The organism is Corynebacterium sp. KPL1818, assembly GCF_000478135.1.
Classification (GTDB): Bacteria; Actinomycetota; Actinomycetes; order Mycobacteriales; family Mycobacteriaceae; genus Corynebacterium; species Corynebacterium accolens.
In genome coordinates this window covers 120810-146445 of the sequence record NZ_KI515759.1, presented here as the reverse complement: position 1 = coordinate 146445, position 25636 = coordinate 120810, and the positions used below count along the sequence as shown (strand labels likewise).

The window sequence follows — 25636 nt, the reverse complement described above, 5'->3', positions numbered from 1 at the left end:
TCTTATGGGCGCACGTGACCGGTGCCTTGGAGGACCCACTTGGAAGAGGTCAGCTCCGGCAGGGCCATTGGGCCGCGGGCATGCAGCTTCTGGGTGGAAATGCCGATCTCTGCACCCATGCCGTAAACCTCGCCATCGGTAAACGCGGTGGAGGCGTTCAGCATGACAGCCGCGGCATCGACCTCGTTGCCGAACTTGACCAAGACGTCGGCATCCTGGGCCGCAATGCCCTCGGTGTGGCCAGTGGTAAATTCCGCGATGTGCGCGATGGCACCGTCGACGCCGTCGACTACCTTGGCGCAGATATCCATGGACAGCGACTCTTCACGCCAGTCCTCCTCGGTGGCCTGGACGACGTCCTTGGCGCCGAAGCCCTCGAGCTCGTCCACGTCGCCGTGGACGGTGACGTCTGCGTCTTGGAGGGCGCGGACGATGCGCAGCTTGGTGGCATCATCAAGCGCGGCATCGATAAGCACGCACTCCGTAGAGTTGCAGACCGAGGTGCGGCGGGTCTTGCCGTTGATGACCATGTCGATGGCCTTATCCATGTCGGCCGAAGCGTCGATGTAGAAGTGGCAGTTGCCGGTACCGGTCTCAATAGCCGGAACGGTAGCACCGGTAACCACGGCCTCGATGAGCTTGGCGCCGCCGCGGGGGATAACCAGATCCACCAGGCCACGGGCGGTAATCAAGTCCTGGACGGAATCGTGGGTCTCGCACGGCAGGAGCTGGACTACCTCGCGCGGCAAGTCGAACTCCGCGAGGGTATCCTGCAGGAGCTCCACCAGCTTGGTATTGGAGTTGCGCGCGGACTTGGAACCGCGCAGCAGCGGCACATTGCCGGACTTCAGCGCCAGGCCAAAGGCATCGACGGTGACGTTCGGGCGGGCCTCGTAGACCATGCCCATCACGCCGAGCGGGACGCGCACCTGCTTCATCTGGATGCCGTTATCCATGGTGCGGCCCTGCAGGATCTCGCCTACCGGGTCCTGCAGGCCAGCGACCTGGCGCAGGCCATCGGCAATGCCCTCAACGCGGGCGGCGTCCAAGGTCAGGCGGTCAATCAGGGAATCGGACATGCCGCGCTCGCGGCCGGCCTCAATATCCTGCTGGTTAGCAGCAAGGATGTCATCGGTGTGGGCAATGAGATTTTCGGCTGCGCGCTGCAAGATTTCATTCTTGCGCGGCGTGGACAGCTGCGCCACGACGGGCGCAACGTCCTTTGCAGCACGGGCTTTGGACAGAACTTCTTCGCGTTCAGTGTTGCTCATGTCATACCAGAGTAACGTACCCGCCCGAGTTTTTCAGCCGCCCGCCGTATACCTCACGCTTTGCCTAAATTAGGCAGGCCACGCAGAGAAAACCACCCCCTCTACCCGCACCCGAGAGTGCGGTAAAGCTCACAACTGCAAATCCAATTGTTCAATTCCTTGAAATAGTTACTTGGGTATGTTTATTCTTTGCTTGATAGGTTTCACTGCACAAAAGGAGCACTCATGAAAAAGAACGTGGCCAAGCTGGGCCTGATGCTGACCCTGAGCGGGGTCGCCCTCGCCGCCTGCAGCACGAACGACGGCGGCAACGGTTCCGACGCGGGCTCCGGTTCGGGCGACGATCAGACCATCAAGGCCGTTGCCACCACCACGCAGATCTGCGATTACCTCACCCAGATTGCCCAGGGTGGCATGACGCTCCACAAGGTGGATTCCAGCGGCAAGGAAACCACCGAGGGCGATGGCGATACCACCCTCGATCTCACCTGCCTGTTGGCGCCGAATGCCAGCGCGCACGAGCACGAGATGACCCCGCAGCAGATGAGTGCCATGGCGGATGCGGACTTCCTCTTTAAAAACGGCGTCGATCTCGAGCACTTCCTCGATAACGCCGTGGAGTCTTCCGGCTTTGACGGCGAGACCATCGTCACCGCCGGCGATGACAGCTCCAAGCACAAGGTAGACCTGCGCGAGTGGCCGTTCCCCGGCGAGGACGGCGAGGAACCAGAATTCACCCACGACCCGCACGTATGGACCTCCCCCAAGAACGCCAAGATCCAGGTAGAAAACATCGTGGATGCCTTGGCCGATAAGGAGCCATCCGTGAAGGAGGTCGGCGAAAAGTACACCAAGCAGCTCGACGAGCTGGATAAGTGGGTCACCGAGTCCCTGGAGACCGTCCCTGAGCAGGATCGCGTGCTGTTTACCTCGCACGACGCCTTTGGCTACTTCTCCAACGACTATGACGTGAAGTTCATCGGCTCCGCACTCACGGACTTCAATAACCAGCAGGACGCCACCTCCTCGCACATCGAGGATGCCGCCAAGGAGGTCCGCGATTCCGGCGCCAAGGCCATCTTCGCGGAAAACTCCAATAACTCTAAGTCCATCGAGGCCATCGCCCGCGCCGCAGGCGTCAAGGCCATTATGGATGATGACGCCCTGTACGGCGACTCCTTGGGCGTGCCGAATAGCGACGGCGCCACCTACATCGGCTCCATCATCCACAACGTCACCACCCTGGTAGAAGCCTGGGACGGTGAAGCAGCCGATCTGCCAGAAGGCCTGGATAACGCACGATGAGTACACCGCTTTTAGAGCTTTCCCATGCCTCCTGCGGCTATGGCACCACCACCATCGTGGACGATGTCTCCTTGACCATCCACGAAGGTGAGGCCATCGCGCTGCTGGGGGCTAATGGTGCTGGTAAATCCACTCTCTTAAAGGCCATCGCCGGCCTTGCTACGCTGCGCGGCGAGCATCAGCGCACGGCGACGCTGGGCTATGTTCCCCAGCACCACACCTGCGATCCCACCTTTCCCGTCACCGCCGGCCGGGTCGTGGAAATGGGCCTGCTCAATAAGGCCTCGTGGTGGGAGCGCATGGGCAGCATGCGCCGCCTGCGCCCGCAGATTACACAGGCGCTCGAGCTCGTCGGCATGGCGGATAAGGCGAAGACCCGCTGGGATAAGCTCTCGGGCGGGCAGCGCCAACGCATTTTTATCGCCCGCGCGCTGGCCGCCCACCCGGACCTGGTGCTCATGGACGAGCCCTTCAATGGCCTGGACCAAGATAGCAGGCAGGTGCTTTTAGGGATCATCGCCAAGCTCAAGGAAAGCGGGGTTGCCCTGCTCATTTCCACCCACGATCCCATTTTGGCGCAGCGCGCCTGCGATGCCGGAATGCTCATCGTGGACGGCCACAGCGAAGTCCTTGATACCGAGGATGCAGTCGAGCGCTACCTGGAGGCCACGTCGGTATTGCAGGGGGACATGTGACGCTTCTGCTTACTGCTCCCTATATGCAGCGCGCCGCCCTGTTCTTGTTGTGCGTGGCCTTGACCGGCGCAGTGGTCAGCGTGATGGTTAACCTGCGCCGCATGGAATTTAGCGTCGAGGCGCTGGTCCACTCGGTATTCCCGGGCATCGTCATCGGCCTGGCCGTGGCGGGCTTTCCCGGCATCTTGCCCGGTGCCGCCGTCGCCGCGGGTGTCGCCGTGCTCATTTTGGCGCGCCTGAATTCCGGCAGCGATGGCCACGATCATGAATCCGGTACCGCGGTGGTACTGACCTTGATGTATGGCATCGGCGTGGTCATCAGCCTCGCCGTGGGGGATCGCTCCGGCCAGCTGGAGGCCCTTATGTTTGGCCGCTTGCTCGATATCACCACTGACCGCATGATCCCCTCGATCATCTTGTGCGTGGTTGCCGCCCTGCTCATTCTGGCCACCTGGCGCTCGCAAGTAGCCGTCGCCTTTGACCGCGAATCCGCGCGCGCCACCGGCATCCGCGTGGGGCTAATCGATGTCACTGCCAACGTAGCGGTGGGCCTTATCGTCGTCGCCGCGAGCTCCGCCATCGGCGTATTGCTCGTTTTGGGTTTCGTGGTGGTCCCGGGCCTGGTCGGGCGCGTCCTGGCTAGCACCCCACTGCAGATGCTCCTGTGGGCGCTGGTGGGCGCGGTAGTCGCCGTATGCGTGGGCCTGTGGCTCATGCTTTCGGTGACCTCCCACCAGATTTCCCCGCAAGCCATCGTCGCGCTGTCGCTGTCCCTGACCGTTCCGCTCGCACTTTTAGGCAGGCGCATATGGGTGTCTTAACTTTGCCATTCTTCGAAGCCATCGCGGTAGGCTGCCTCTCCGGGCTGGTAGGTACGCTCATGGTGTTGGGCAATCGCGTCTTTTTTGCTGAGAGCCTCTCCCACGGCACCTTTCCCGGCGCGGTCCTCGGCGTCGTCGTGGCCAATGCGCTGGGTGCCAACTTGAGCGATGGGCTCATGCTCGGCTCCGTGGCGGTCTGCATTCCGCTGGCGATTTTCATGCATTACCTGGGCAAGGTGCACGGCGTCTCCTCCACCGCTGCGGCGGGCACCACGCTCACTCTGGGGTTTGCGATGGGTATCTTGTTGCTGCGCTGGTTCCAGCCGCTGCCGCTGCACGTCGATAGCTTCCTGGTGGGCTCGCTTACCACGGTCAACCACCGCGATGTCGCCGTCGCAGCCGGCCTGGTCATTATCTGCCTACTGGCGGTACTAGCCTGCCGGCGCCGCCTCTTCCAGGCGTATTTCGACCCCACCACGTCCCCGCATAGCGGGCTTTACGATGCCCTGACGCTCGGCCTTATCTGCTTGACGATGGCCGCCGTCATCCCCGCCGTCGGCACCATCTTGTCCATCGCCTTGCTCGTGGCTCCAGCCGCGGGCCTGCGCCCGTGGGTATCGCGCCCGGAGGCGCTGCTTATCGGGGCGGGCATCATCGGCATCACCATCGCGGTGGCCGGGCTTTTTATCGCTGCGCACTTGAGCCTTTCGGCCGGCGGCACCATCGCCATTGTGGCCGGCGTGTTCTACCTCGCCAGCATGACGGCCTATAAGGCGATTTCCTAGCGCGCGGCGCGGGATGGCGCCGCGCGTTATTTAGTCGAGGCCAGGCGGACTGTGATCTCGCGGGCGGCCACCTCCGCCAGCGACATCTCGCCGCCTTCGGTCTGCACCGTCAATAACCCGGCCACGCTATCGCTTACGCGCAGCTCGTTGCCCAGCTCCACCCCAAAGCGGTCAAGGTAGCGCAGCAAGCCTGGATCCTCATCGCAGACGCGCTCTACGGTCACGGGCGCATCAAGCGGGGCGCTGGCGAGCGTGAGCGTGCCAAGATCCTCGATCCCGCCGCCAATATCGGGAATGGGATCGCCGTGCGGATCGCGGTCGGGGGATCCCAGCAGCGCATCGATGCGGCCGATAAAGCGATCGGAGCAGGCGTGCTCGAGGCGGTCAGCGTCCTCGTGCACCTCGTCCCAGGAATAGTCCAGGGTCTCTACCAAAAAGGTTTCTAATAGGCGGTGGCGGCGCACCATCTGCATCGCCAGTTCACGGCCTGCAGGGCTCAATGAGACGCCCTGATAGCGCTCGTGCTCCACCAGTCCTTGGGCGGCGAGCCTCTTAATCGCCTCGGAGGCGGTGGGCACCTTTTGTTCCAGGCGCGCCGCCACATCCTTCAGCGCTACCGGGGCGCCACCGGAGTGCTCCGATAAATCCCACAGAACCTTAAGATAATCCTGGCTGCGGGTAGGCAGTTCTTCTAGGTGCATATCCACCATCTTCATAATCGTGCTTGCGTCGTCCTTGGATAAGTGTTAGTTTAGCAGTAGTTCAACGAGTTGAACTTTTATTTTCACTTGCCACGGGCAGTGGGCGGTACGTCCTTTCTTCGGTACACACACGACGCACCCAGCCATCGCTGTCCGTGGCTTTTGATCTTTCTAGTATCCCGCCTCCGGGTCCACCTGGGTGGGCATGGGCTCGCCCTTCTCCCACGCGGCGGCATTGGCATTGAAAATATCGCCCATGTGATACTGCGCCACGTGCTTTGTCGCCCCGATGTGCGGGGTCATGGTGCAATTGGGCAGGGAGAGCAGCGGGTGGTCATCGGGAAGCGGCTCTGGGTCCACGACTTCCAAGCCCGCACCTGCAATCTCGCCCTCGCGCAGGGCATCCACCAAGTCATCCGTGACCACGGTGCTGCCGCGGCCGACGTTGATAAACAGCGCGGACGGCTTCATGGCGCGGAACTTTCCGGCATCGATTAGCCCCTCCGTTTCCGCCGTTGCGGGCAGGATGCAGAAAATGACATCGGCCTCGCCCCACACGTGCGCTGCATCAGCCATGGCCACCACCTCATCGGCGCCCTCCACTGGGCGGCCGGAGCGATTCACGGCGGTAATGTGCACCCCAAAGGGCTTAAGCAAGGCAATAAGCTGCTTGCCGATGCCCCCAGCGCCCAAAATCGCCACCTTCTTCGGCCCCTGCTGGTCATAAATCCACTCCTGCGCCTCATCCAGCTCCTTGGCCACCGACCACGTGCCGGCCTGTGTAAAGGCCTTGTGCTGGTGTGCCTGGGAGAGCAGCAGGCCCAGTGCGCATTCGGCCACAGGCTTGGCAAAGGCGCCGGCGGAATTGCACCACGGCAATCCCTCGGGGGTAATCAATCCGGCATCGATAAGTTGGTTGACGCCAGTAAAACAATGCTGCACCCAGCCGATATTGTCCGGCATCTCTGGGATGCGGCGCGGGCTGGGTGTGGTATTGACATAGACCTCTGCGTCTGCGAGGTTCTCTACGCGCTCGTGGCCGGCAGCGTTCAAGTCATCGACCGTCGGCTGCCAGGTTTCTGGTCCCATAAAATACTTCATGGGAACCAGCGTACGGCACGCGGCTAGATGCGCGAGGCGAAGTTAGACAGGTAATCCGCGTGCACGACCGAGCGGCGCTTATCTTCTGGCAGCTCGCTCATCTGCATGCCTTTGATCGCATTCAATTCCTCGGAATCGAAGCGGACCTCGCCGCGGCCAATAACCTCGCCCTTCGGGCCCAAGATATCGATGATTTCGCCCTTGTTAAATTCACCACGGACATCCGTAATACCCACGGCGAGCAAGGAGGTACCGCCCTTGGTCACGGCTTCCTTGGCGCCCTCATCCAGGCGGACGGCTCCGCCGGTATCGGCGCAGTAGAGCGCCCAGAACTTCCAGGCCGAAAGCTGGCGTTCCTCGCGGGTGTGGAAGACGGTGCCCACGGAGGCATCGGAAAGCGCGGGCCCAATATTATCGGTAGAGGTCAACAGCACTGGAATGCCGCCGCGGGTGGCCAGGCGGGCGGCGGAGACCTTCGTGGCCATGCCGCCGGTGCCGACCTTGCCGCCATCGCCGGCAACAACGCCCTTGAGATCCTTACCGGTGCGCACCTCATCGATGAACTTCGCATCCGGCTCGGCCGGGTTCTTGTCATAGAGGCCATCGACGTCAGAGAAGAGGAAGAGCGCGTCCGCGCCCACCAAGTTGGCGACCAAGGCCGACAGGCGGTCGTTATCGCCAAAGTGCATCTCCGAGGTAGCCACGGCGTCGTTTTCGTTCACGATGGGGATGGTGCGCAGCTGGCGCAGGCGATCAATGGTGCGCTGCGCGTTGCGGGCGCGGTCGCGATGACCGGCATCGGACGCCGTAAGCAGCACCTGACCGATGGTGCGCTGGTAGCGCGCGAAGGAACGGCCCCACTCATAGGCAAGGTGCACCTGGCCCACAGACGCCGAGGCCTGCTTCGTAGCCAAGTCGGTGGGGCGCTGGTGCAGGCCGAGCGGACCCATGCCGGCGGCAACCGCACCGGAGGAAACGATGATGACATCGGAGCGCCCCATGCGCGCGTGGACGGCATCCACGATGTGATCGATCTTTTCCTGCGAGACGCGGAAGTTATCATCCGTCAGCGACGAGGAACCAATCTTGACAACGACGCGCTTGGCCTCAGCGATGGAGTTGCGCAATTCGGATTCAAACCCGGAGGCTATCGGGTTTTCATCAAGGGCTTCAGGGAACGGGGTATCAGCGGTAGGGCCATCAAAAGGCTCTACGGGGAGCGGAAGAATGGGCTCTTTCTGTTGATCAGAAGACATAACTCAATAGTGTACAAAGCTTCCAGCACGAGTCCCCTTCATTGGGGCGTATTTCCCCCATGTGCGCAGCACATTATGCCCGGGGTGGGGGCACTCGCCCCAGCGGAGGAGGCCCCACTTCCCCACTCGCGCGGTGGCTAACCCTGCCAGCGGTCGCGGTTGGCGCCCTCGCGGGTGATCTCTTCCTCGTCGCCGTAGTCGAATTCATCGACCAAGCCACGCCGGGCCTGGGAGGCGCGCTTGCGCTCTGCCGCGGAGACGCGGTTGGTGCCCTTCAGGCGGGCATCCTCGCCGCGGCTGGCCATAGTGGGATCGCCACCGGTCATCGGCTCCCACTCGAAGGTAATCCCGCCGATGGTCACGGGGCAGCCTTCCACCGCGCCCTGCTTGTGCAGCTCGTCTTCCACGCCGGCCTTGGCCAGGCGGTCTGCCAAGTAGCCCACGGCTTCATCGTTTTCAAAGTCGGTCTGGGTAATCCAGCGCTCGATCTTTTCGCCTTCCACGATGAATCCGCCCTGCACCTCTGGATCCGGTCGCACGCTAAAGTCCGCGAAGCTGCCGGTGTTTTTCTTATGCGCCTGGGCCTTGGGGTGGATAACAGTATGGGAAGCATCCCGCTTCGGCTTGGGCTGTGCCTTGTGGTGCTCGGTGACCATCTCCATGAGCTTGAATTTCAGCGGGTCCAAGCCCTTGCGCGCCGCCGCAGAGATAATAAATACCGGCCAGCCAAACTTTTCCTTCAGGTCATCCTTGACGAACTCCGCCAGTTCTTCCGCCTCCGGGACATCCGCCTTATTCAGGATGATGACGCGCGGGCGCTCGCGCAGGTCGCCCAAGCCGGTATCGCTTTCTAGCGCCTCCTGGTACTTGGCCAGCTCATTTTCCAACGCCTCAATATCGGATTCCGGATCGCGGCCCGGCTCGATGGACGCGGTATCAACGACGTGGGCCAGCACGGCCGTGCGCTCGATGTGGCGCAGGAAGTCCAGCCCCAAGCCCTTGCCATCGGCGGCGCCAGGGATAAGGCCGGGAACATCAGCGATGGTAAAGGAGCTATCGCCCATATCCACCACGCCCAAGTTAGGCTGCAAGGTGGTAAACGGGTAGTCCCCGATCTTCGGCTTGGCTGCAGAGAGCACCGAAATCAACGAGGACTTGCCCGCCGAAGGAAAGCCCACGAGCCCCACATCCGCCATGGATTTAAGCTCGAGCACCAGATCGTGGGCCTGACCCGGCTCGCCCTGCAGCGCAAAGCCCGGCGCCTTGCGGTTCTTGGACGCCAGCGCCGCGTTGCCCAGGCCACCGAAACCGCCCTCAGCCGCGACGAAGCGCGTGCCCGGCACGGTAAGATCCGCTAGGGTCTCGCCCTTTTCCGTGCGCACGACCGTACCCGCGGGAACCTCCAAAATCAGGTCCTCACCGCGCGCGCCATTGCGCATATCGCCGGCGCCGTTGCCGCCACGCTCGGCCTTAATATGCGGCCGGTAGTGGAAATCCATCAAGGTATGGATCTGCTCCGAGACCTCCAAGATGATGTCGCCACCGTGGCCGCCATTGCCGCCATCCGGTCCACCCAGAGGCTTGAATTTCTCACGGTGGACAGACACGCAGCCATGCCCACCGTCGCCAGCCTGCAAGTGCAAGACGACGCGGTCAATAAAACGTGCCATGAACAGCCTCTCTTCGCTATCAATTAGATACTAAAGTCTATCAGCTCCACCCCACTATCCACGATGCGCGGAATTTTAGAGTTCGCCTTCGGCAGATGCTTGTTGAGCTTCCTGCTGCTTTTTCTTCTTGCGCCGCCGGTAGTTCTTCCACAGGATGATCAGCAAGGTGAGCAAGATGATCGCGATGACCAGAATCATCCACCACGACCAGCCGAATCCAGCGGTATCAGGTTCTGGGTTCCCTGGCTCCAGCGGTACGCGTTCCGCGTGAACAAGCAACCTATCGGTATTAAGGCCATAGGGAGTACACGTAATCAGGGTGAGCTTATCGTGGCCGGGCTCATACGTCACCGCGTCATAAGCTTCAGGCTTGACCACTTCCCTGCCGGTCATTTTGTACCGGAGGCGCTCCCCCATAACCTCGATGAAAATCTCATCGCCTTCTTGCAAACGCGGAAGCTCATCAAACATCGCCGCATTGACCATGCCCGTGTGGGCAGAGATCACCGCATTCGTTCCATCACCGCCAACCGGAAGCGTGGAGCCATACATGTGGCCGGCGCCATCGTAAAGCACCTTCGGCGCAGTGGTGTGGAAGACGGGCAAATCCACATTGATGCGCGGAATGCGAATGCGGGCAATCATGTCGGTAGGACCGTCCACATTCAATTGGGACATATAGTCTTCCATGCCTGGATCGCTATCCACCGGCGGACGAGCGTGCGGGCCTTCAGCCAGCAGACGCTCGTTATATTCGCGTGCGCGGGCAAGTTGGCGGTCTTTTTCCTCTTGACTTAGATCTTCGACCTTGCCGCTATAAGCTTCGGTCTGCCGCATCAGCTTATTGTGGTTGGCCAAAGTAGACACTACCGGATACAGCAGCAAGAGTGCGCCGAGAATGAGCGCAATAATGGACACCACGTTGCTCTTCTTTTTCTTCTTATTCTCAGCGGGCAACGGCTTTTCAACGGTCGTGGTCACGAGTTGCCTCCCTCTGGTCCAACGTGCTGATTCGAATCATCGTCATCTTTTCGCCGCCGCGCAAGCACGATGAGGCCTCCAATAATGAGCACTACTCCTAGTGCAACGATGCCAATCACTGAGGCACCGGTAGAAGCCAAACTACCTAGAATTTTGCCATGCTTGCCATCTTCTTGGGAAGCAGCTGGATCGCCTTCCGCGGCAGATAAGGCTCCCTGGTGCCCATCTTCCGATGGAGGAGGCGGGAAACCATTCGCTTCAGGTTCACCGGATCCAGCATCCGACGAGGAACCTGGGGCCGAAGAAGGAAGCGACTGCCCACCAGATGGGACCGCAGGCGTCGTCGAATCCGTACCTTTCATGCACTCCGAATATGCCACTACGGGCAGACTCGCGGCATCGGATACCTCAACCGGGCGCCGTTCCGCGTCCATGCCGTCCGTAAGAATCGTTGTAGTGGAGCTAAGCTCGCTCGCTGCAGAAGCCTCCGCACGAACGGCAACGCTTGCTTTCACCACAGTAGAAGGATCTAGGCTACGAAGATCTGCCAATTGTTGTAGCGCGGAATCCTTAAAAACCAGCTTCACCGTATTCCCGGTGTTTTCTACGCGGTACTGATCCGCAGATAACTCGAGCTGCTTGCCGGCGCCCACGATTCGCACCGAGTCCACCGCAAGACTTTCTGCTTTATGGCCTACCGACACTGTGGTAGTCACTTCATAGCGCTTAATATCTCCTTCAGCGCTGACATTCGGCGCGGACCCAGAAATCTCGTAGACAATCCGGCCGCCAGCTGCGACCGCAAAACGACCTCCGGCGACGCTACACGATGTCCGCGGTTGTATTTCTGCGTTAAGAACTTGCGCCTTGAGTTCAATATTATGCGCCTTGCCGTCACCGGATACCGCGATGACGAATGGCGCATACGATACCCGGGAGTCTTTAGTGCCCTGGTTATCCGCCACGTTGAGGAGATACACCCCAGGTTCTACGCCCTTGAAAGTCGCTTCCCCCTCAGAGGTGGTTTTCTTCGCCATCGAGATAAAACGATCCGGATTATCGCGCAATAACTGCGGCACGTTGAGCTGCGGCAAGTCATTAATGCGTACATCTTTAATCAATAGCAGCTCAAGTTCACGGTCCCCAATATCCTGGAACCATTCTTCACCCACGGATTCCTTGAGATCGATATGAAGGTCACTGCTCCGCGATGCCGCATGTGCGACCGCCGAAATGCCGGATCCTCCCGGCATTTCCGGTACCGGCTGCGGCTGAAACGAGAGGCCACTAATAAGCCCCATCGTTATCACCGCGGCACCAATCTGCCGCACTCGCCGCACGCGCAATTCAACAACCTTCCACTACGCAGAGTCCACTGCTAAGTGGGAGAACGAAGTTCTACGTTTCGCCTCCCACCATTCGCCCAATCCGCGCGCCCCTGCCCTTGCAGGCGAGGCATGCAGGTATGAGCTACTAGCCTGTCTTAGGCGTTACGGCGCTTCAGCTGGTAGTAGGCACCGCCGATGAACAAGAGCGCGCCGAGACCCAGAATGATCAGCATCGTCCGCATACCAGTAGCGGGCAGCTTGCCCCAAATATTGTCCTTCACGTCATCAATAGTCGCGGTATAAATCACGCGAGTATTTTCACCCTCGCCACGCGTTTGGTCAGTTTCGGAAAGGTGGTGCGGATCTGGGTTGATGAGATAGCCCTGAGGAGCTTTCGTCTCAACGGCACAATAGTCCTTATTCCGATCGAATTGCAGGAAGTAACCATCGGCCTTTGCTGCCTCGCCCTGTACTGGGTCAGCCGCTGTCAGCGTTGCAGAAGCTACAGCCGTACCTTCTGCGTTGGCACCCTTAATAGGAGCAGCTTGGTCAGATACCTTCCACTTGTCACCGTCAGCGGTGCACTCAAAAACCTGGAATTCTGCGCCAGCACCGGTGGCTTCATCCTCAGTAGACTGACCGTTCAACGTCTTCATAATCGACACGTCGTTGTAGTGCGTCGTCGTCGCGCCTTCATTGTTGCCTGAGTTGTCCCCGCCAGGCGTGGTGGGGATGCCGGGATCTTGATCGTTGCCGTTCAAGTCCAAGTGAGCGAGGTTTTCAATTTTACCGTTGGCGGGGATGCTCTGGACCGTGGCGTTGAACTTTACCTGCACAGAGAGGTCAGGTTTGTTGGCTCGGGCATCGGCAAGCTTTTTCCGCCCGTCCTCGGTGAAGTTCACCGAGAGGTTTTTATTACCGTCTCCGGTAATTGCGACCGTATAGTCACCTTGATCTCCGCGGGTAAGGTTTTCGACTCCCTCAGCGCTCACGGTTACGCCCTCTGCACCGTTCGCGAAAGCAAGGTGCTCATTGAGATTATCCGTAATCTCGAAATGCGGGATATTGCGGTTGCCTTGGCGGTCAACATCACCCGCAGGTACCGGAGCTTCAATCGTATAAGAAATGTTATCGCCAACATTAGCGTTTCCATTTTCGGCGCTCTTCTTTGGCTGAATCAGCTGGTTCTTCGGGGAAACTTTAGGGTCATAGTTCACCGCACCGTCATCACCGATTAAAGGAACGGTGACCAAGAACGGAGCGCCGATTGTGTAGTTAGTGTTGGTTTCGCTAGGAAGCTCAGTCACTTTGTACATGCCGACGGCCAAGCCCGTAAACTCAGCCTGACCGGATCCATCAGTAGTTTTTTCCTGCGCCGTAAATCCCGAGTCAAGTGGTGCGTTCTCAGCTCCGGCTTCAACCAATTTTTTCGCCTCAGACCAGCCGGCGGCGGTATCCAGCTTATTGGTCATCTGGACCTTTTCGACCTTGAACTTCATCCCCTTAAGAGCGGTGTCCGCGCCTGGATTGCCATCTCCAACGGGATCGCCCGAGTGCTTATCAATGGTGATAGAACCCGTTTTGCTTGCATCAATAGAAGCGCGGGCATTTTCGCCCTGTGCCAGCACCGATGCACCATCACCGGGAGCAGCGAATGCAACTGGGGTGGCTGCGGCCAATCCTGCCGCAAGAGCGACCGCTAAGGTCTTAGAGGCAATATGAGACATTAGTAAGGGGTCCTCTCATAGAGAATTACTGAGCCGAAGTTCAAGGGAGCCGGTCAGCGCGAAAATGAAACCAGTGTAAAAGTATATGCCGGTGACAGCTCACTACACAATTGGAGAAGCAAACTTTTCACCTGCTAAAAGATAGTTATTGAATAAGGAATATATACAAAGGTTAGCGGTCAAGGTGAATGCTTCACTTTGACCGCTATGCCTTAATTAGCAAGGACCCACCACCCTGCTGGGTGCCAAAGATTAGTCCTGCTAGGACTCTTCTGGGGAATCGTCCTCATCGTCAGATTGACGCAGGTAACGCCACAGTCCAAATCCAAGAAGCGCAAGCCCCAGGATGAGGATCCATACGAGGGTCTGCATACCCGTTTCGGGCAGTAGGCCTGCGATAAGCCCAGATGGGCGCAGTGCCCCTTGCGTATCGGAACCAGAAGCAGAATGAACGCCGTCTTGTCCTTGTACCTGCGCAGTCACAGTCACGGTGGAGTCTCCCGTATCTGGGTACCGATAAGTTTCATCATCACCCACCGGTATCTGTGCCTCGAAACTGCAACTAAATTCGTCACCCACCTTGAGTGCTTCCGGCGGGGAGCAAATCTCCTGCGGGATAACGCCGTCTTGCGGAACCTCCACGGACTTGCCGTCCTTTAGAAGGTGCAATCCCGCCAAGGATTGGTCTTTGACCTGCAGACCTTCCAGATCGAATACACCATCATTGGTGACCTTATAAGTCATGGGCATGGTCTTCGCATCTGCCGGAAGCAGCGTGGTATCGAATACATCACCCGTGAGCTTGCCCAAGGGCGTACCCTCAATAGACTTTTCCACATTCAATCCGGCAAATTCATTCTTTGCCACTACTGACCACCGCTCACCGGAACGGCTCGTGTCAGCGCCGTCTTGGACCGGCTGGACGTTAAAGGCAATCGACCTCATTGCTTCGCCGTTGTTCGGCTCAGCGGCATCGGCAGGCGCTCCGCCTGGGAGAGAACCGCCCGAGGCGCTTGGCAACGCAGTGATTCGATCGCCCGTATCACCAAGACTGAAAATGGAATCGTTGCCTTCTATCCCATCATCGATCTCGCTGATCTGACAATCAGAATCCACTGGAACGTTCTTAATGGTGTGCTCACCACCCGACTTCAACGTAAATTCCCCATTGGACGCGTCTGGGTCATTGGGATCGCTACAAGAATGGCGGAATGTAAACTCTGCGTCTTGTGCAGGGCCACCAATGGCGTTCTTAGTGAATTGGACATCGTAATGCGCGCGCGGATGGTAAATATCTGCACCGATTACCATGGGTTCACTGGTGGATGAACGCTCTGCCGCGGTTTTAAACGTGTACTCACGTTTCTTATCGTCTTTTTTGACGTCCTTAGCAGCAATATTCGACAACGAGCTATATGGAATTTCTCGTTGGTCAGCGGCCCATCGAGCGTATTGGGTCAATGGCGTGCGGCTGCCCGCCGTGGCTTCCAGCTGGCCGCGTTCCGCAAATGCATCGCCACCTAGTTGCAGTGTGCAGTCCACGCCAACAGGAAGTTGCAGGGGACGACCGCCCGTAGGAGCCTCATATGTTCGAGGCAACTCCGTCGCACTGGTATCGGCTAATGGGAAATTCTCAGTGATTGTCGTTGCCGCCGGATCCTTGCAAACCACAGTTGCGGTATATCCCGAAGGATTAGCTCCCTCAAGATATCCAGAGTTCCGGACAATCAGATTCACAGGTGCAGTGCGCCGCTCCACCCTATTGATGAAGTGAAGATCCGTTGCTTTATCCGCACCAGGATTAGGGGCATTCTTTTCGATGTCCTTTTCTTCCGGGGTGATCTCCAATTCCACCGGAGTATTGGAGGCATCTTGCTCCGTTACTCGGCACGTTGCCCCTGCGGGAACTAGGGCCTCGTCAGAGTTGAAGGAAAGGACGCTATTTTCCCCTTGCGTACCAGCATCGTGGAATTGCTTCTTGGTGATAGAAGACGGGATTACAGATGCAGATTTAGGCCGCAGGTGTTGCGAAAGGAATGAAAGATCACCGATTGTACTGGTCCTATAGCCCACAGCCTCGCACTGCATAGTGAAGTTCATTTCATAGTTGTTTGGAATTTCCTTCAGGTTGCCCTCGCGGCCTACGAGATCCTTGCTGAGCTTCACCTTGGCGGTCTCGTACTCGTAGTGATTTACAAGGCGGACTTGGTTTTCGTCTTCTTCACCCGAGATGTTGAAAGACGGCGAGGTCGACTTTTCATCTTTCAGTTCCTTGTCTTCAACCGCATTTCCGGCTTGTTGCTGGGTAGTCCATTCCACATGGGATGGCCGGACAAACGCTTTATTATCGTGTTCCCCGTCGTTGATGTCCAAGTCCAGTTGACCGAATCGATCACCGGTTATACGGCAATCGGCGCCCACAGGAACCTCGGTGAACGCGGTATCTCCCTCACCCTTAACTGTTACCGTTTGGCTAAACAGGGGGTCACCACCGCCGGCAGCACCGGCTTCTTGGCACACCAAATTGTAGTTGTGCTCATTAAAGATATCTGCAACATTCTTACCGGCAGCCGAATACTGATCGCGGATGCTCTGGTTTGGCAACCACGCTTTGGTATTCAACTTAAGGTCCGAAGTTTGACGCTTATAGGTATTGATAAAAGTGACCTTTACGTCGTCCGAATTGTTAAACGCGTATTCCCTAGAACCGTCCGCACTAATATCCCCATTGAGAATAATGCTCTGCTCTAGGGAGACACCAACCTCCGGATCGATTTTCGGCTCGGAGATTGTGCAGTGCGAACCCACGTTAATATTTGCTGATTCGCTCTTGCCTACCTTGATTGTCGAGGTCACGTGCACGCCAGGCGTACCATCCGGGTTGGTGCATCTTAGCTCGACAGGAAAATCCTGCGCCACCTTAGCGTCACGACTAGCTTGCGAGATCAGGTTATTGGGATCATCAAAATTAACTTCTTTAGCATTCGAAACCGTAGCTTGCAAGAAATGATAATCGTGGTGAATTTTAAAGGTGGACTTTTCACCGATGGTGAACTTTTCCCCATTGCCTATTTCTTTAGGCTCGCCTTCATCGGCGGCGTAACGATAGTCCGAATCGATACCGATGGGATAGGTTTCCCCAGTATCGGACGTACGCTCCGCAGAGTCTTTTTCTTCAACTAATTCGCATCCCGTTCCCAAAGGAACGTCATTTGCCGCAATGTTTGCGCTCTTTCCTGGGGCTAAATCAAGCTTAGCGGAGTAGCCGTTATCGCAACGCAGATCGTAATTCCACGATGTTGGGGCCAATGACTCACGCCCGGTAGAACGCAGGGAAATATTTAGGCCTTGGCCGGCAGGTGTGAATTTGTTAGTTGCAGTCGCAGTATTGTCTTCAGCATCAACGGAAACCTTTACTGGATCGGTATCGGTCTCGAAGTTGATGCCACCGCTGATATTGGGCGTCTCTTCGACAAAGCTACACTCGTTGCCATAGGGCACGCCCAGCTTGCCATTCTTATCATTCAGCCGCGGATCGTCCGAGACCAACGTTGCCTCCCCGTTAGCAGGTACAGTGACTTTACCTTCGAGGTTGACGGTCCGGATTTGCGCATCATCGCCGTTGCCTTCATAGAAGTTCCGCGGTCCGCAGCGATATGTAAAGGTATAGGAATCTGGAAGGTCCGCGTTGTTTACCGTGGATTCAACGTTTTTACGCAGGGTCACCGCCCCGAGCTTTGAGTCGAATTTATTCGTCACGGTGACCACGTTCCGGCTATCGCCTGATACTTGGCGCATAGTCACAATGGCAGCATTTTGTGCTTCCGCGTTGCTCAGCTTTTTTACAATACCGCTGGCATCTGTAGCGCTGATCATTGCGCCTTTGAAGTCGGCCGTTGTAGTTCCAGTTGGCTCATCTTCCCAGACGTAGCAATCGGCGTTTGCCCTGATTCCATCGATGGATACTTCATCGCCGTTGTGAAGGAGATTAACTTTTCCTTCCTTAACCGTCTTTCCACCTACCTCACAGCGGTAATTAACCTGGAAATCAAGGGCTTTCACGTCTTCATTGCCAGCCGCTAATCCGGAAACCTGCTTTTGGATGACCAAAGGGAAGGTTTTGTACCCGAACTCCGTCTCTTCGCGGAGCTCCTTCGTTTTTCCCTTCGCCTCTAACCAGAAGTGATAGTAGTTGTTTTCATCCGTCTCAATGGGTTGCCCATTCAAAGTGGCACTTTGTTTATCAACGGAGATCGTCTGGTCCTGCTCCTCAGAAAACTCAGGCGAGAATTCTAGAATGCACTCCCTTCCGACAGGCAGGTCCGAGATGACCGCGGAGTTTTCCGGCTTAGCCTTGCTGAGATCCAGCGTTCCATTCCGCTGACCCATATTCGTGCCTTCACAACGCACGCTATATTTAAAGGCACCGCCAACCTCGCCATCATTTACTGGCTCACCGGTGATACGCTTACTGAGCTTTAGTGAAGCTTTTTGATAATCGTAGGTGTTTACTGCGTCAGCCTTCCCGGAGGCAGGCCGGCTGGGATTATTCCTATCCGGCTTAAGCTCCACCTTGACCGCAGAATTCGGATCACCCGTAGCTTTTTGACCATTCCATGCGAGGCTAAAGTCCGTTCCCGGAGGGGCCTCTTCGCCCTCGGCAAATTTTTCGCTCACGGTACAGGACGCACCCTCCGGCAAGGACCTAACTACTTCAGAGGTTCCGCTCTCTAATTCAACGTCATCTTCCAGCTTCACTTCCGGATAGGCGTTTTCAAACCCGGACGGAGCTTTACACGAGTAGTGCAAGGTAAACTTACGGGACTGAATATCGCTAAAGTTTGCCGCGGAACCATTTACCTTTTTGCTTAGGGTTAACGCAGCTGGCGAAAACTTGGGCTGCCAGGAAACCGAGCAATTGGGTACACGATTGTCGTTTGCTGGCAGTAGTAATGTCGATTGCCCGGATGCGGTGTCTTTATTTAAGTCATAACCACTCGGCACATTTCCGGCCTTGATATCAAAGGTTTGGACACCGCCATCAGAATTGCTCAACGTACAACGCCAGACGGGATAATAACGGTCGAACGCCTTGTCCGTCGGATTAAGTTGGGAACGGAATCCTATCCGGCCCGTGGCGTTCCCATGAGTGTCAAGCCGACGCATCACCGTACCGGATCCACCTGCGTTGACCGGGATATCAGTTTCACCGGTGTTATCGCTAAGAAAAGCATGGTAGTCGGCATTCCGGGATACCTGAGTCGCCGCTTCTTCGTAAGAAGAATCGATCTTTGCTAGATCTTGTTTCGCGTTAAAACTAAGCCGATTGAGGGACACCCCGATAGCGACAGCCTGCTTACCCGGCGTGCGAGAACCCATGCTGATTTGCATAGTCTTTGGATTATCTACCCCGACCACCCAAGACGAGTGCGCACCACCGACTCTGGAGTGACACACGAATCCTCTTTGACGATCATCATCAGCGATGGGTCGCCACTGCCCCGGCGTCGGCTCTTTGCCCACGCCGAATTGTCTTTCACAGGCCTTATGCTCATTATTCCGGCGTAGCTCCACCGGTTCAGTGACTTTACTGCCGGCACCACCGTCCACACTGATCATCTCACCAATGCCAGGTCCACCCGTAGATTCAGCATCCGCGACGGCAAAGCGGTAGTTGGACAACGATTCTTTGACACCAGCGCGCTCGACCTTAATATTGCTCAATGTAAAACGGGTAAACGGGTCCTTTCCCCCCTCCATCTGCAGCACATCTTGGGTGATATTCCCAGTTGCTTTCTGGAAAAAGCCAGGTTTCCCGAAAATAGCTTCGGACCACGTCGGGTTAGGCTGCGACGTAATTGATGTATTTGGATCTTTCGACGAAATCGACAAGTCAAACGTAATGGTGTAGTCCCCAACATGTTGGGTGACGCGCCCCGGCCTCGTCATATCACTGACATCAAGCCAGCAAATCTGATTCGCCCATTGTTCAACATCGCCTGTGCCTGTACGAAAGGAACAATCACCAAAGTTGGTGCCATCCGAGCTATTCCTATTAGAGTCTTCGGCTGCCGCTGCGTGCGGTGTTGTCAGTTGGGGTATTACCAAAAAAGAAGCCCCAATGACAATACTAAGTACGAATGCCACAATGCGTACGAGTACTGAAGATAGGGACCGAAGCAGAGACGAGGCAGAATGAGCCATCGACGTGTCCTTCCGATTACGGTTCCGCCCACCACAGTGCACAATCCACTACGGTTCGGCGCAATTCTTTAGGCATGGCACTCGGAATAACGTGTCGATTCCAGCCGCTAAACATGCCTCGGGTGGGCCATAGCTCAAGGCAACCACCAACATGTACATCATAGCCCAGAGCTTCCCATATCGTTATATTGAAGTGCCTCAGGTTTTGTTCCGTTTGAGTAGTTGGGAAAGTCTGGGGCGCTTCAAGCTTGAGTTATGAACAACATTACACGACCGATTAACCATTATCCTCTTTTGGTGACTGCACAAAATTACTACTAATGGCAGCCAAACCGATAACCGCTACTAAGAATAGGATGAGACCAAGAGGAAGAGAGGGAAAGTGAATTACCAATCTATGTGCAATTTGAGAATCCATATACGTACTTAGGAACCCGGCTACTCCCAGCGAAAGCAACACCGCGAAGGCAGACGGCACGCAATTGGCCAGTTTTCTAGTGCGATACGCTTCAGTGACTGGTACTCCCTGTTCCCAAATTGTTCGCGCATCCCGAATAAGCCTCCCCTGCTGAGCTAACGCCAACCCGAAAATAAGGACTGCCACACCAACAATCACGTAGGCAAATAGTGGTATAAACTCGCTAGTGCCCGTACCGTTCGGGCCATAAAGTAACTGCTCAGGAAGTTTTTCTGCCCACTGATTGGCACTCGCAATTGATATATTCTCAGTAACTCCGAGGTCAGGAGGGTTCGAAAATACTGCAACTGAATACGTATCTTCCTCATCGCTTTGCCAAGCAGGTTCTGACTGAGAATTGAAGGTTTGATCCCATGGTCGCATCCAAGTCTGGTCAAATGGGGAACGAGGCTCTTGACCTACTACGCCCTTGTCTTTTAACAAAGAATCAATGGTTCCATCTCGATCCTCCACTAGGGTGTAAACGGCCCCTTCTTCCAGGCTGGAAGGTTCAAGCTGTCCCGAGTCTTCAATAGCCGGCGCCCACCTTAGCACGCCTAAACAATCCTGCGAATAATCTCGACAAGCTTTTCTTACCTCCGCAACGCCATCTGTTCCTTCACCGACCGGAGCTGCCACAAATACATCTTCAACATTATCGGCTAATGCCTGTCGGGCGGAGAAAAGGGCCGAGTCGTTAGAAACAAATAATATGACTGGAAGTAAGACAAAAATGCAAACCATCCGCAAAACTGTGGCGGGAATGAAGGAACGCAAAAGTCGAATAGCTAGCACGAATGAGGTCCAACCACGTCGGCGTAACAAAAAACGCTCAATCACGTAAAGAATAAGCGCATAAATAAATACCGAAGCAGCGCTAACCAAAAAAGGCGTGGCATAAATGAACAACAACGGCCAGCGGCTTCCTGGAGGAGCCTGCGGTATCAAAAGAAAAATGGCGACTCCCAGCACACAAGCAACAATCCCTAACGGATAATGAAACAACTCTGAAGCTTGCGGACTACTGGGCTCTGCATCTACGCCAACAGGTTTCTCCCTTAGCTCAGCTAGAGAACTCGTTTCTTGCCGTAGGGGAAAAATACTAAGCAGGGTCGTAACCAAGCACGTAAGGAAAGCCACGAGGAATGGGGACGGGAAACCAGAAGGCGAAGTAATTCTAACCCCAGAATATATAAACGAAAAAAGCGGCTGAATAACCATTGGTACAAGAAAAGCATTGACCAAGGAAAAGCACGCGATCACTACTACAGCTTCACACACCAACCCATAGCGAATCTTTGACAATGGGAATCCAAACAAACGAAGGGCTCTATAATGTGCTCTTCTCCCCATTATGACGTGCCTAATACAATACTTAAGAGCCAAGCTGAAAGGTACTAGAGAAACGACAGCAGAATACATCAGCCCCATCGATAACGACTCAGTGACTTCCTTCGCCCCTACAGTCGAGATCAATATGCCGATGAAAAAAGTAAGGACAAAACAAGTTGAAAGAAATGGGACACTTTCAACGATTGTGTCCCTCCGAATCTTCGATGCCAACGAGCGATAATTCACAGAGGGCCCCCAATTGCAAGACTGTGATCAGCAAACTCCGCGACGCGTTCATCGTGGGAAACTATCAAAGCAATTGCTTGGCAGGATTGGGCATATTGCGAAAGGTAATTCAGGACAATATATGCATTTTCCTCGTCGAGTGCACTGGTAGGTTCGTCTGCAAGAATAAGTCGCGGCTGTTTACAAAGCGCTGTTGCAACAGCTGCACGCTGGCGCTGGCCTCCGGAAAGTTCACCGGGAAGACAATCAGATAGCTCAATAATCCCGAAATTCGTGAGCAGAGAACTGCTGTCTGTCGAAAGTGATGAGTCACTAGAAAGGCTGCACGCAAAAGCTAGATTCTCGCCTACAGTTAGACAAGGGATCAACCCTGAATCTTGGAACACCACGCCCATAGATTGAGCCCTCAGCATATCACGCTGACGTCTCGAAATTGACCAAAGACTTTTTCCGCATAATTTTACCTCTCCTGATGAAGGTGGTTGAAGTCCGGCGATTGTCTTTAGGAGGGTGGTTTTACCTGCCCCCGATTTGCCTCGAACCCAATGGACACTTCCTTCCGAAAAGCGTTTGTCTATGCAAGCAAGTATCTTGCCTCGTTTCGACGATATTTCTAAGTTACATAGCTCAAGCATTCTTTCCTCCTAGTTCAGGAAAAGGGATCCAATCCCCTGGTCGACAAGCTTTCTTGGTAAGTGCGTAAAGCACTCCAGCCGTGCCAAAGGCGAAGTCAAGAGTAAACCTTTCATTGCGGTCTCCAAGGCAATAGACTGCCCCATCCATCTCCATGCATTGCTTTTTCAAAAGTATTTCTTGACTTCGAACCATTTGTCCTCCGACTTGAGAGCCAAAAACCTCATTAGCTCGCTTCAACGCCCAATAACAGCCTGCACGACCGTAAAACAATCCCGCTGTAGCGAAGTACTTTGACGAACACGCTTCTATTAAGCCTAAAAGTTGCTCGTCGGTGGCAATGATTCTATGCTTTTTCGCAAACTCAGTTATTGCCCACAAGACACCAGCGCTTCCTTCTGCTAGGTACGGGAGCAGCCTATCCCCATCATCGATCATCAAGCTTCCATTTTTGGACTTCTTACAACCAAGAAGGTCCTCGGTACACATAGTTTCAGCGACATCTAAAACACTCTCGGCCCTCGAGCTTTGTTCGAATTCCCACCACTGGAGGAGTGCCATAGCAGCTCCACTCCAGCCGCTTAAAAGGCCACCGGAGGCTTCGATCTTTCTATCCCCAAAGGAGCTAAGGAGCAGATCAGACAAATTCAGTCCAAGCTCTTCAAGCAAAAGGCTTGTCTCATTTCGGAGTAATGATCCGGAACCTCTAACGCGAGAAAGTATAACTAGATCTCGAATCATTTTTTCAAGCGTGAATTCATGCTCAATCTTCGAACTGTATTCTCGCTCCAAGGATTGAACATACTCATTTATCGAGTCTGGTGTAGGTTTTAGCACCATACGGAGCTCAGTCAAATGTACAGCATTCCTGTTATAAAGATCAGAATCTATTTCCGCTTTCCTCAATAATTCACTCTTAAATCTGTAGTCTTCGTACTGGTTTTGACTTTGCGTGTACACTAAATCCCGCAGCCCTTCGGGAGAAAATATCGTACCGCTACCTAAGCTACCGGCTCCAACTGGTATAGTCTCGCTGACTTGCAAATGCTCTTCGAACCTGCCCCACGACTCGACAATGCCACCTGCAAGATCAAACTCATTGACTCGACCAAAAGCGTACCGCGGTACAGGGAGCTCGATAAACTCCTCCAACCATTCACGAGCCGCTTTACCGTAGAAATCTTGAATCTCATCTAGAATCACGCTCCGCTCTTCTAATGAGAAGTCCACCTGGGACGCAGACGGGTAAAAAAGTGACAGCGCGATTTTTCCCAGCCCGTAAAGGTCGTTCTCCTCGAGACGAAAATCTTTTTCTTGATTTGAACACCGGATCCTCGGATCCGCCATAGAAAATCCCGGTGTCCAGTATTTGGGGACCCCTGTTCCTGTAGGGGCCGCCGCCTCCCAATCTACAATCATGACCTCTCCGTTTAGAGAAACCAAAATGTTGTCAGGTGAAATGTCACCGTGACACCAGCCGATATCATGCACCCTAGTAAGTACGGCTCTAGCCTTTTCCATGCAAGATTTCGCCCAAAAGACGTATGAATCCGTTTTTTCCTCGGTCCCCAAGACGAGCGGACAAGTTTCCGTGACATACGCCCTAAGTGATTTCCCGTTGAAATAATCGGTAATCAAAAAGCTAGACTTCTCACCATTTATCATTTCACACTTACTTGGAACTCCGTCTAATCCCTTTAGTTCCTCCAGCACTTTACTTTCCTGCTTCAGGCTGGAGACTCCGTCCGAACTCCTTGTAGTGAAACCCGAAAGCACTCTAACTTCCTTTACAAAGACCTCACGACCTTGATAGTAGGCTTTCATCGAGAGACCTCTACTGCTGTAGCGAAGAACCTGGTCTACCTCGAAGGGGACTCTGACTGCGTTTCTATCACGCTTAGCTAAGGCAGCATTGATAGATCCACTCCGAGGTGCCCATCGGGGAATCTCTAAACACCCAGATCGACTCGGCCAAAAAACCTCTCCCGAGGGGGACTCAAGTGCTTCAAGCCAACGTTGTTTTTCTTCGCACCACTTCTCCATCAGTAAGAATGATCCATACCTAAAATGTACTGGGGAGTTGCCTATCTGGGCATCGGATAATATTTCGGGTGCACGAAAACCCTGGAGTGCATGATAAAGTTCGGAGACCAGTGCATCAAACTTCTCAAGCGTCACCGGATATGCCGTCAAAAGTTTGCCAAATTCGTCTACCGACGCTGTCTTCAAGAGCTTTTTAAAATAAACTGATGGATCGGCCGCGACCTTAAAGTAAACTCCTGCGTCTACAAGAATTGGAATCGCCGTGCCAAGAATTTCTTCAGCTTGTGAAGGAATCGCACTCAGGTGGATTTTCCATCCACATTGAGGAAGGTCGTTCGGCTTGGGGCCGACGAAGCGCCATGGAGAAGCAATATCACGACTTAAAAAGCTCCAGCGTTCAGAAATTTTCCACCTTTCACTTTCTCTTTTAGGCTCGTCATATACCAAAGGGTGTGAACTCACAGCAAATGTTTTGAGCTTCAATTTCCATCCTTCATTGCTATTATTTTTGTGTTTCTTATCTGACATGGAATGTGGTGACTAGCGTGTACGACAATCCTGGAGCGTTGTGAATTTAATAGCTTTGCTAAACGTACACAGTTGTGTTCATCAAGTCCTGAGAATGGCTCATCCAAAAGCAGTATAGGTTTAGTGGACGCTAAAAGCCTTCCTAGGGCCAGCCGACGCTTTTGTCCTCCAGAAAGTTCCCCTACCGTAAGAGCCGTCGAACTTCCAGCTAAAGTATCTGATATGTCGGAAAGGAAGTCGTCTAAACCCGTATCTAAACCTAGAATATCCGCCAGAATTCCTGATACTTCTTCAGTTTCAAGGCCCGGTTCTTGAGGACAATAGCCAATTAAATCTCGGTACCTATTGCTTGGTTTTTCAACCTGCTGCCCATTCCAAATTTCAACAAATCCGTATTCAGGAGCTTTTAAGCCAGCTAATACGCGCAAGAGTGTCGTTTTTCCGCAGCCGGACGCTCCGGAAATCATTACAAGATCTGACCGTTTAAAACTATCTGAATAACTACCCTCTGCCTGAAACTCGTCGCACGTAATTCCCGCAAAATTCAAGCAC

At 55.1% G+C, this 25636-nt stretch carries 17 protein-coding genes; 4 read left to right on the top strand and 13 right to left on the bottom strand.

The features are described from left to right. Nucleotides 1-2 precede the first annotated feature (2 nt). Nucleotides 3-1271 (bottom strand): glutamate-5-semialdehyde dehydrogenase, encoded by a 1269-nt coding sequence (locus HMPREF1261_RS06485; protein ID WP_023030366.1) that lies wholly within the window; start codon nt 1269-1271, stop codon nt 3-5. 225 nt (nt 1272-1496) lie between these two features. Between HMPREF1261_RS06485 and HMPREF1261_RS06480 the strand changes: the two genes are divergently transcribed. From HMPREF1261_RS06480 to HMPREF1261_RS06465, 4 genes are read left to right on the top strand one after another with little or no spacing between them, the layout of a single operon-like run. Then, nucleotides 1497-2576: a metal ABC transporter substrate-binding protein gene (locus HMPREF1261_RS06480; RefSeq protein ID WP_023030365.1), complete on the top strand. Its 1080-nt coding sequence runs from the start codon at nt 1497-1499 to the stop codon at nt 2574-2576. After that, complete coding sequence (locus HMPREF1261_RS06475; RefSeq protein WP_023029118.1) at nt 2573-3271, top strand: metal ABC transporter ATP-binding protein; 699 nt, start codon at nt 2573-2575, stop codon at nt 3269-3271. Before HMPREF1261_RS06480 ends, HMPREF1261_RS06475 begins: the two co-directional genes overlap by 4 nt. Continuing rightward, the gene (locus tag HMPREF1261_RS06470) at nt 3268-4092 is read left to right on the top strand and encodes a metal ABC transporter permease (RefSeq protein WP_023030364.1); all 825 of its coding nucleotides are present in this window, start codon (nt 3268-3270) and stop codon (nt 4090-4092) included. Before HMPREF1261_RS06475 ends, HMPREF1261_RS06470 begins: the two co-directional genes overlap by 4 nt. Next, nucleotides 4080-4877 (top strand): metal ABC transporter permease, encoded by a 798-nt coding sequence (locus tag HMPREF1261_RS06465; RefSeq protein ID WP_023030363.1) that lies wholly within the window; start codon nt 4080-4082, stop codon nt 4875-4877. The genes HMPREF1261_RS06470 and HMPREF1261_RS06465 overlap by 13 nt, the downstream gene beginning before the upstream one ends. Nucleotides 4878-4903: 26 nt before the next feature. On the opposite strand, the gene HMPREF1261_RS06460 is transcribed toward HMPREF1261_RS06465, so the two are convergent. The 12 genes from HMPREF1261_RS06460 to HMPREF1261_RS12465 form a co-directional block, all read right to left on the bottom strand. Further along, nucleotides 4904-5593 carry a metal-dependent transcriptional regulator gene (locus HMPREF1261_RS06460; protein WP_023030362.1) on the bottom strand — a complete coding sequence of 230 codons (690 nt, stop codon included), beginning with the start codon at nt 5591-5593 and terminating at the stop codon, nt 4904-4906. 156 nt (nt 5594-5749) lie between these two features. After that, nucleotides 5750-6679: a D-isomer specific 2-hydroxyacid dehydrogenase family protein gene (locus HMPREF1261_RS06455; RefSeq protein ID WP_023030361.1), complete on the bottom strand. Its 930-nt coding sequence runs from the start codon at nt 6677-6679 to the stop codon at nt 5750-5752. A gap of 23 nt (nt 6680-6702) precedes the next feature. Then, nucleotides 6703-7935 (bottom strand): glutamate 5-kinase, encoded by a 1233-nt coding sequence (gene proB, locus HMPREF1261_RS06450; protein WP_005277962.1) that lies wholly within the window; start codon nt 7933-7935, stop codon nt 6703-6705. A gap of 137 nt (nt 7936-8072) precedes the next feature. Continuing rightward, nucleotides 8073-9605: a GTPase ObgE gene (obgE, locus tag HMPREF1261_RS06445; RefSeq protein WP_023029123.1), complete on the bottom strand. Its 1533-nt coding sequence runs from the start codon at nt 9603-9605 to the stop codon at nt 8073-8075. A gap of 75 nt (nt 9606-9680) precedes the next feature. Continuing rightward, complete coding sequence (locus HMPREF1261_RS06440; protein ID WP_023030360.1) at nt 9681-10586, bottom strand: class C sortase; 906 nt, start codon at nt 10584-10586, stop codon at nt 9681-9683. Further along, nucleotides 10583-11926, bottom strand: coding sequence for an LPXTG cell wall anchor domain-containing protein (locus HMPREF1261_RS06435; RefSeq protein ID WP_232208004.1), 1344 nt, complete (start codon nt 11924-11926; stop codon nt 10583-10585). Before HMPREF1261_RS06435 ends, HMPREF1261_RS06440 begins: the two co-directional genes overlap by 4 nt. 143 nt (nt 11927-12069) lie before the next feature. Further along, nucleotides 12070-13641, bottom strand: coding sequence for a SpaH/EbpB family LPXTG-anchored major pilin (locus tag HMPREF1261_RS06430; protein ID WP_023030358.1), 1572 nt, complete (start codon nt 13639-13641; stop codon nt 12070-12072). Nucleotides 13642-13902: 261 nt separating this feature from the next. After that, entirely contained in the window at nt 13903-19788 is a 5886-nt protein-coding gene (locus tag HMPREF1261_RS06425) for a DUF5979 domain-containing protein (RefSeq protein WP_198012721.1), read from the bottom strand. 334 nt (nt 19789-20122) lie between these two features. Next, entirely contained in the window at nt 20123-21607 is a 1485-nt protein-coding gene (locus HMPREF1261_RS06420) for an ABC transporter permease (RefSeq protein WP_232207997.1), read from the bottom strand. A 269-nt stretch (nt 21608-21876) separates the two neighbouring features. Next, nucleotides 21877-22515, bottom strand: a complete 639-nt coding sequence (locus tag HMPREF1261_RS12470; protein WP_023029129.1) for an ABC transporter ATP-binding protein — start codon at nt 22513-22515, stop codon at nt 21877-21879. Then, nucleotides 22508-25084, bottom strand: coding sequence for a phosphotransferase (locus HMPREF1261_RS06415; protein WP_084538527.1), 2577 nt, complete (start codon nt 25082-25084; stop codon nt 22508-22510). The genes HMPREF1261_RS12470 and HMPREF1261_RS06415 overlap by 8 nt, the downstream gene beginning before the upstream one ends. Further along, complete coding sequence (locus HMPREF1261_RS12465; RefSeq protein ID WP_255342623.1) at nt 25036-25632, bottom strand: ABC transporter ATP-binding protein; 597 nt, start codon at nt 25630-25632, stop codon at nt 25036-25038. Before HMPREF1261_RS12465 ends, HMPREF1261_RS06415 begins: the two co-directional genes overlap by 49 nt. Nucleotides 25633-25636: the final 4 nt, after the last annotated feature.